The organism is Cytobacillus firmus NBRC 15306 (genome assembly GCF_001591465.1).
Taxonomy (GTDB): domain Bacteria; phylum Bacillota; class Bacilli; order Bacillales; family Cytobacillaceae; genus Cytobacillus; species Cytobacillus firmus.
Map to the genome: position 1 here is coordinate 81130 of NZ_BCUY01000009.1, position 7664 is coordinate 88793.

Below are 7664 nucleotides of genomic sequence, written 5' to 3' on the forward strand. Positions count from 1 at the left end.
AAGGTTATTGCGCCGGTCAATTAATTTTAAAATGAAATGGCAATCAATTGTAAAAGCTGACAATATTTTTTAGGTGGAGGTCCCATGAACTTTTATAAGCCAGGGAATAAAAAAGCGGTCCTGGCACTCCTCGTTATCATAACCATCGCAATCATGTTCTTCATACCCATTAAGCAGACAGTTGTTTTTGAGTATCAAAACAAAGGAAAAGTGATTGCTTATTTCCCGATTAAAGAGGACAAAACTTTTAAATTGCAGTATACGCACTCCATCCACCTTACTGACGTTGTAGAAAGCTATACTATAACCGGGGATGGCAATATTAAATTGTTCGAACTCATGTATGAGGACTTTGCCATCGGCATGCCTGAGAATGCTTCAAATGGAGAAACATTTGAACAAAAGGACGGCAAATATTATATTAAGAATATGAAAAGGGTTTTTCCTTCATTTGACTTAAGGCTGGGTAAGGTGAGAGCGAATCACAGATTGATCCTGAAAGGCGAAAAATATGTCCTTTCAGATTATATCGAGCCTGGCACATGGGTAAGGATAAAGGCAAAAAAAATAAACTTAATCGAGGTGTTGAAAGGAGTGAATATCCTTGGAAAATAAAGGGGAAACGTTATCTCTTGAGGAACAGCAGAAATTGCTGGAAAAATATGATCCAGAGGCTGGTACAAGGAAATTAGGAGGAGTATTAGGCTGGATTGTCTTTTTCGGGCTTTTAGCATTTTCACTGTTCCATTTATATACAGGGGTTTTCGGTATGCTTACAGCCCAGCTGCAGCGTTCGATTCATTTAGGCTTTGCATTAGCCCTAATATTTCTATTATTCCCTGCAAGGAAGAAAGACAGAGGACGAAAGCATAAAGTTGCCTGGTACGATATCATTTTAGCTATACTGGGTATTGCTGTAGGTGCTTATTGGCCGCTTTTTATTGATGAAATTGTCATGAGAGCCGGCCGTCTGACCGAGATAGATTTTTATGTAGGACTAATTGCAGTTCTTCTGGTTCTGGAAGCGACAAGGCGAGCGGTAGGACTTCCAATAACCATTATTGCTGTCATTTTTCTTGCCTATGCTATTTTCGGGCCATATATGCCGGCATTTTTGGCGCACCGCGGTTTAGATTTAGAAAGATTGGTGCAGACCATGTTCTTTACTACAGAGGGGATCCTTGGTACTCCTTTAGGCGTGTCTGCCACCTTTATATTCCTATTCCTGTTATTTGGTTCATTTCTTGTAAAAACGGGGGTAGGACAATATTTTAATGACTTGGCTGTGTCCATCGCGGGAAAGAGAACTGGCGGACCGGCGAAGGTTGCTATTTTCTCAAGTGCTTTACAGGGAACAATCAGCGGAAGTTCTGTAGCTAACGTAGTAACTTCAGGCTCTTTTACCATCCCTATGATGAAAAAGCTTGGCTACAAGAAAGAATTTGCTGGAGCAGTTGAAGCGACTGCATCTACCGGCGGCCAGATTATGCCTCCAATCATGGGTGCTGCTGCATTCTTGATGGTTGAGTTTATTGGCGGCGGCATTACTTACTGGGATATTGCAAAGGCAGCTGCAATTCCGGCGCTTCTATATTTTGCAGGAGTCTGGATCATGACTCACTTTGAAGCGAAACGTGTTGGCCTTAGGGGTTTAAAAGATGAAGAGATGCCTAACCGCAAGGAAGTAATGAAAAAGATTTATCTGCTGCTGCCGATTTTGGCAGTTATCATCCTGCTAATGAGCGGAATGAGTGTAATACGTGCAGCTCTTTGGTCAATTGTAATTACGGTTGCAGTAAGTATGATTAGCAAGGAAACGCGCATTGGATTCAGAGATGCTATCGATGCTTTAGTTGATGGTGCACGCACGGCTTTGGGCGTTGCTGCAGCAACTGCTGCGGCAGGTATTATTGTTGGGGTAGTTGTAAAGACAGGTCTTGGATTAAAGATGGCGAATGGCCTCCTTGATCTTTCAGGCGGACTGTTGATCCCGACTTTGATGCTGACAATGGTTGCAGCGATTATCCTTGGAATGGGATCACCAACAACTGCAAACTATGTTATTACATCAACTATAGCTGCCCCAGCAATCATCCTTCTGGGCGTACCTGATTTATCTGCTCACTTATTTGTGTTCTACTTCGGTATTGTGGCAGATGTCACACCTCCAGTTGCTCTTGCAGCATTTGCGGCTGCTGGTGTATCCGGCGGAGATCCGATAAAGACAGGAGTAACAGCATCAAAGCTTGCCATCGGGGCTTTTATTATTCCATACATGTTTGTCCTTTCACCGGAGTTATTGATGATTGATACAACCTGGTATTACTTAATCTGGGTAGTATTCACCGCTTTGGCAGGTATGATGGCTATTGGCGCGGGCGTAATTGGCTACTGGCTGCGTAAGTTGAATATTTTTGAAAGACTGCTTGGAATTGCAGGGGGCCTATTGCTTATTTACCCTGAAGGGATTACAGATATTGTAGGATTAGGGATCTTTATCCTGTTGATTGCATTGCAGGTTTTCATAAAAAAAGACGATCAGGCCAAGCCGCAAACAGCTTAACTTAATAAAAAAAAGCCAGGCAGGTCCCAAATACGAAAAATAAATTTATAGAATAAAAGGAAGGATGCTCATTTGAGATCCTTCCTTTTTGCTTCTCCTGCTGGGTCTGTCAGGCACCTTGGTCGCTATGGCCGATAGAAATCGTGGCACTGACGTAATCTTCTTCGCTACTGGTTAATAGAACAGTGAATGTACCGGGTTCATCGCCTTCATATACTTCTTCACTGAGGGTTTCTTTTAATAGTTTGCTTTTATACTCAATGATTTCACGCTGGTTATTATCATCTTTAACTCTGTTAACTTCCTCAGCATCTTTCGGAATCCTTTTTTCGATAAATGCAAGAGCCTCTTCATTACTCATCTTTTTTTCCATATCCTCAAATTGCAGCTCAACATTAACTGCGCGATGAGTTTGAAACTCTACCAGCATACTGTCTCCATTAAAGCGGGCTATCTCCTCGTTGTTTTTATTTTCACCATAAGCCTCTGTGAAAAGGTCTCGAGTGTCTCCTAAGCCTACTTGTTCAGTTATTCTTTTGTTTTCTTCCGGTGCTTCCTCCGTTTCTGCCCGCTGTTCTTCCGTAGAAGGGTTATTTTTGTCTTCTTCCTCTACAATTTGCTCTTCAGTCTGATTACAGCCTGCCAGTAAAAGGCTGCCTGCAAACAATGCAGTAAATAATGAGTTAGCTCTCATAAAATCCTTCCTTTCTTAATCATGTGGAATTTTAGGGTCTGATTCCAGTTAAAGAATATATACCCCAAAGGGATCAGGATAATCGGGTAGGAGGCATAATAAAAAGCCGTACTTCTTCTGTGAAATACAGCCTTGATGAATGCAGTAAACTGGTCCTTTAGCTGATCCGGCGAGCCTTATTTTCGGGTAAAATGGACATAATATGGTTCAAGTTAAAGATACGCATTTGTTTTCTATATAAACAATAGGCTAAAATCGTGCTGCCTCGAAGTTCTTTGATTAATATTTTTCTTTGTGTAAATGAATTGCGTTTGGAGAGATAAATGATTTCCACAGGCTTTCTCTCTTCCATAGCTCGATAAAGAATTCCTTTCATAGAGAAATCCCTCCTTACTTTTATTTACATTATAAACGAACGTGCGTTCTTAATCAAGTAAAATACGAAAATTTGTTCGCATAAAAAAAGACTTCACAAATGAAGTCTTTTAAATAATTTTTAATCCCTTATCTTTTAAGTGATTTAGAAGGGCAGTCCCATATTGTATGGCATAACCTAAAAAGATGGCTGCGAATAATGTGCCCAATCCGACAGGGCCGCCTATGAGAAGGCCAATGGCCAATGCTAAAAATTCATTAAGGATACGAGCGGACTTTATACTGATATTGAACCTTTTGGAAGTTGCGATCATTAAACCATCAATAGGACCGCTGAATAGCTGCGGACGGATGTAGATAGATACTCCGAAGCCCAGAAGTATAATACCAGTAAAGAAGGCAAGTATCTGATAGGGAAAGTGTGCAACGGTGAAGCCGCTAAAAACAAGCTCCATCCAAAAATCGATCCCCAGACTCGCTAATATGGTCCCAATGAAAGATTTAAACTGCGGTTTTTCCCAGTTGAGCAGGGCATTGAAAAATATAAGGGATGCCGTGACCAGGAATGACCATGTTCCAATGGTGAGACCGAACTGATTGGAAAGCCCAACATAAATAGTGTCCCAGGCACCTGCACCAAGATTGGATAAGATGATTAATGAAACACCGAGAGTGAGAATAAAGTAACCTGCAATTATTTGAATGAATGTTGTGTGTTTGATCATGTTGTATCCTCCCCAATACATATTACAGCATTAAAATAATTACTCAAGGGGAAGAATACATCCATTAAGTGCCATTAAGATTAAACAATTTTTTAAACATAGAAAAACAACTCCCGATATTGGGAGCTGTTCAATGATACTTATACCTTAATATCAATTTTTGCATTTTTCTTCAATTCTTCAACATGCTTAACGAGCATTTCCTGCTGTTTTTGCTGTTCGAGCTTCTGCTTGATCTGAGGCTTTACTTCCTCCAATTTAGGCGGCTCCTGTCCTTCAGCACCACCCTGGCTGGCATATTCATCATAGAATTTCTGAATTTCAGCATCTGTAACTTCCCCTGGTTTAATCTCGCCATCGATGTATTTCGTATATTTAATATTGTTGGCAATTTCCGTCTCTAATGAATCGGGATTAAGGCCAGCCTGTTTCATTGCTGTTTCGAATTCCTTATCATCCTTGAATTGTCCTTTTGTTTCTTCGAGCTGCTTTTTGACTTCATCATCCGAAGCTTTATAGCCTTTATTATCAGCCTCCTGGAGAAGAAGTGTCTGGCCCACTAGACTGTCAAGTGTCTGTTTCTTAATTTTCTCTGCAGCATCCTTGGTAGTAGGGTCTTGTCCCATTTGCTGATATATCATTTGTGATGAAGTAAGCACACTGTTATACTCGCGTCCAAGAATTTCCTGGTCATTCACAATTGCAACAGTCTTTTCTTCATCAAGCTTTTGTTTGTCCATTTTCTTTTGCATTTCTTCCATTTGCTTCTGCTGGTCCTGCTGATCAGTTTCCGCTGTTTTCGGTTCTTCTTTCTTATCTGCACTCTTGCTTTCATCATCAGCTCCACAAGCAGCTAAAACAGCAGATATTAATACTAGTAAAAAGGGATACATTAGTTTTTTCATTAAATTTTCTCCTTCCGTAACCCTGTATGGTTTGATTCAGCTAACAAAAGAATCATATAGAGGGCATTATAAAGTAAAAATTCTTAAAAAGATACCTTTAAGGCATAAATGCAGAATTTGTAATGGGAATGTAATCTAGTTTCAAAGCTGCTAACCTTATAGATTATGGATGAAATATAGGTGTTGACTTTTATGTGAGAAAGAAGTATAATTTATATTGTCCCCAACACAGGGGAAATGTTATAACGATTCCGTAGCTCAGCTGGGAGAGCGCTACCTTGACAGGGTAGAGGTCGCTGGTTCGAACCCAGTCGGAATCATCGGTTAAAAGCCTAGAGCCTCAAAGGTTCTAGGTTTTTTCTGTATTCTTAAAAATATTGAGTAGACACCAATTGTTGACGAATTGTTGACGAAATTTTTAAATGCTATTTTTTTGCCGTGTAAAAAGTGAGTCTAATTTGTTAGCTGCTTCCTGATCTGCAGTTTGTAAAGCATGTCCATATGTATCCATGGTTATACGGATATTAGAATGACCCAGTCTCTCTGAAATGATTTTTGCGTGAACACCCTTATTTATTAATAGGGTTGCTGAAGTTTGTCTCAGATCATGTAACCTGATAAATCGGACTCCTGACCGTTCGGCAAATCGTTTCCACCAGGTAGTAGGGGTGGTGGGGTAATAGTGTTTTCCGTTTTCATTGCAAAAAACAAATTCATGCTCATGCTCAATCCACATATCTCTCATCCGCATTTTTTCTTTTTTCGAGTGTATATGGTATTTTTTTAGCTCCTCGACCATCATAGGCGGTAAAGAAATAACCCGTATTGAATTCCTTGACTTGGACCTTTTAAAATCGGTCTTCCGCCTGAACTGCGTGTTATAATCTGTTTGATTTGAACAATACCTTTCTCCAAGTAAATATGAGACCATTCCAGCCCTAATAATTCCCCACGTGATTCTAAAGTACCAAGTAGGCGTTTTTTCTTCACCGAGTTCTTTATAATTGTTTATGAACTCTGGGAAGTTATTTAATTTGATGGACTAGATCTCTTTGTAGGTAAGATTGATAGATGGTTGCATGACCGAGGTTGGAATGAAACATAAGATTGATTCAGCTATTAAAGTCATCCGTTATTTTTCCTTGCAGAACTATAAACCACAATCCATGCAATGAAAAATATCACAGGAAAGCTAAATATGATTGCCAAGATAAAATATACGGTATTGATGACATTTTCGTAAATCCAACTTAGCATTTAAGTCACCTACAATAATTTGTGAGTAGGACTGAAATTTTTAAGGTCATAAAGAAGAATGGAGATAGGCACGTACTCTGTCCTAAAATGCAGGAAAAAAATTGCGTGCATGGACCTGGAGCACTTTTATTCGGTCTTTGGAAGGTTGGTTCTGCTCGTTTAAATTTAAAGTTCCCAGTTGGATGAAAAATATGTAATTATGGCGAAAAAAGAACTGCATAAGAGGCGCAAGCCATATATCTAAACTTTTCATTCCTATTCTAAAAGTATAATCTCAACACTTTTTGTAGATGTTAAGAGAAAAACAAGGGAGGACTTTTAGTTGGAATGGATTTTTTATCTATACTTGATAAATACGTTTTTTATCTTAATCATAGCAATTCGGGATGTACGTAGGCCTGCCAAGGCTTTGAATTGGATAATAATCGTCCTTCTTTTACCTATCATTGGTTTCTTGCTTTATCTTAGCATATCAAATCCTAAGTTTATTCATCGGAAAAGATTGACCTCTTCTAAAAGTGAATCTAATAAATTACCTGATACATTTGGTGATTCAGCATCGGTAATCGCCGATGCTTTACGGCACTTCACTGTGAATGGGCTTCGAACGGGCCAAGTCCAAGTATTTGACAATGGAATAGCAAAATATGAACAACTTATTGAATCCCTGCTAAAAGCCCAAAAAACGATTGATCTGGAATATTTCATATATAGGAATGACCAAATTGGTAGTCGCATCACAGAACTGCTAATCGAAAAAGCAGTAAATGGAGTACGGGTTCGTTTTATGAGAGATGGCTTGGGGAGTTATAATTTCCCGCGTAAAAAAATCCGGCAGATGGTTGAAGCAGGGATAGAATGCAGGACAATATTTCCTTTGCGATTTCCTTGGATTTTGTCCAATTGGAATTATCGGGATCATTGTAAGATGGCCATAATCGACGGGAAGATAGCTTTTAATGGTGGCATTAACATAGGATATGAATATACAGGATTGAATCCTGACGTTGGCTTCTGGCGGGATACTCATTTGCAAGTCATAGGAGAAGCATCAGCCGATTTGCAGACTGTCTTTGATGTTCATTGGGAAATCGCTGTGCCGGAACGGATAAAATCAAAAATAAATTTGAAAACAAAATCAGAGA

At 39.5% G+C, this 7664-nt stretch carries 8 protein-coding genes and 1 tRNA gene; 4 read left to right on the forward strand and 5 right to left on the reverse strand.

The window, feature by feature from the left end:
• The first annotated feature begins 84 nt into the window (after nt 1-84).
• Nucleotides 85-615, forward strand: a complete 531-nt coding sequence (locus BFI01S_RS04700) for a DUF1850 domain-containing protein (protein ID WP_061791571.1) — start codon at nt 85-87, stop codon at nt 613-615.
• Nucleotides 605-2563 (forward strand): TRAP transporter permease, encoded by a 1959-nt coding sequence (locus tag BFI01S_RS04705; RefSeq protein WP_061791572.1) that lies wholly within the window; start codon nt 605-607, stop codon nt 2561-2563. Before BFI01S_RS04700 ends, BFI01S_RS04705 begins: the two co-directional genes overlap by 11 nt.
• 109 nt (nt 2564-2672) lie before the next feature.
• Here BFI01S_RS04705 and BFI01S_RS04710 read toward each other — a convergent pair whose 3' ends face one another.
• The 4 genes from BFI01S_RS04710 to BFI01S_RS04725 form a co-directional block, all read right to left on the reverse strand.
• Nucleotides 2673-3257, reverse strand: coding sequence for a hypothetical protein (locus BFI01S_RS04710; protein ID WP_061791573.1), 585 nt, complete (start codon nt 3255-3257; stop codon nt 2673-2675).
• A gap of 157 nt (nt 3258-3414) precedes the next feature.
• On the reverse strand, nt 3415-3633 hold the full coding sequence (locus tag BFI01S_RS04715) for a hypothetical protein (protein ID WP_061791574.1): 219 nt from the start codon (nt 3631-3633) through the stop codon (nt 3415-3417).
• Between the two features lie 109 nt (nt 3634-3742).
• A complete protein-coding gene (locus tag BFI01S_RS04720; RefSeq protein WP_061791575.1) occupies nt 3743-4357 on the reverse strand; it encodes a YczE/YyaS/YitT family protein in 615 nt (204 codons plus the stop codon).
• A gap of 140 nt (nt 4358-4497) precedes the next feature.
• The gene (locus BFI01S_RS04725) at nt 4498-5262 is read right to left on the reverse strand and encodes a SurA N-terminal domain-containing protein (RefSeq protein WP_061791576.1); all 765 of its coding nucleotides are present in this window, start codon (nt 5260-5262) and stop codon (nt 4498-4500) included.
• Nucleotides 5263-5509: 247 nt separating this feature from the next.
• Here BFI01S_RS04725 and BFI01S_RS04730 point away from each other — a divergent pair.
• Nucleotides 5510-5582: transfer RNA gene (locus BFI01S_RS04730), tRNA-Val, on the forward strand.
• 98 nt (nt 5583-5680) lie between these two features.
• Here BFI01S_RS04730 and BFI01S_RS04735 read toward each other — a convergent pair.
• Nucleotides 5681-5998, reverse strand: coding sequence for a tyrosine-type recombinase/integrase (locus BFI01S_RS04735; RefSeq protein WP_326218379.1), 318 nt, complete (start codon nt 5996-5998; stop codon nt 5681-5683).
• A gap of 843 nt (nt 5999-6841) precedes the next feature.
• Here BFI01S_RS04735 and BFI01S_RS04740 point away from each other — a divergent pair.
• On the forward strand, nt 6842-7664 hold an 823-nt coding region (locus BFI01S_RS04740), incomplete at its 3' end, for a phospholipase D-like domain-containing protein (RefSeq protein ID WP_174521681.1).

Bases quoted from the DNA above. Each gene is read 5' to 3' on its own strand.
- BFI01S_RS04700 (WP_061791571.1), top strand. From the start codon at position 85: ATGAACTTTTATAAGCCAGGGAATAAAAAAGCGGTCCTGGCACTCCTC.
- BFI01S_RS04710 (WP_061791573.1), bottom strand. From the start codon at position 3,257: ATGAGAGCTAACTCATTATTTACTGCATTGTTTGCAGGCAGCCTTTTA.
- BFI01S_RS04715 (WP_061791574.1), bottom strand. From the start codon at position 3,633: ATGAAAGGAATTCTTTATCGAGCTATGGAAGAGAGAAAGCCTGTGGAA.
- BFI01S_RS04720 (WP_061791575.1), bottom strand. From the start codon at position 4,357: ATGATCAAACACACAACATTCATTCAAATAATTGCAGGTTACTTTATT.
- BFI01S_RS04725 (WP_061791576.1), bottom strand. From the start codon at position 5,262: ATGAAAAAACTAATGTATCCCTTTTTACTAGTATTAATATCTGCTGTT.
- BFI01S_RS04735 (WP_326218379.1), bottom strand. From the start codon at position 5,998: ATGTGGATTGAGCATGAGCATGAATTTGTTTTTTGCAATGAAAACGGA.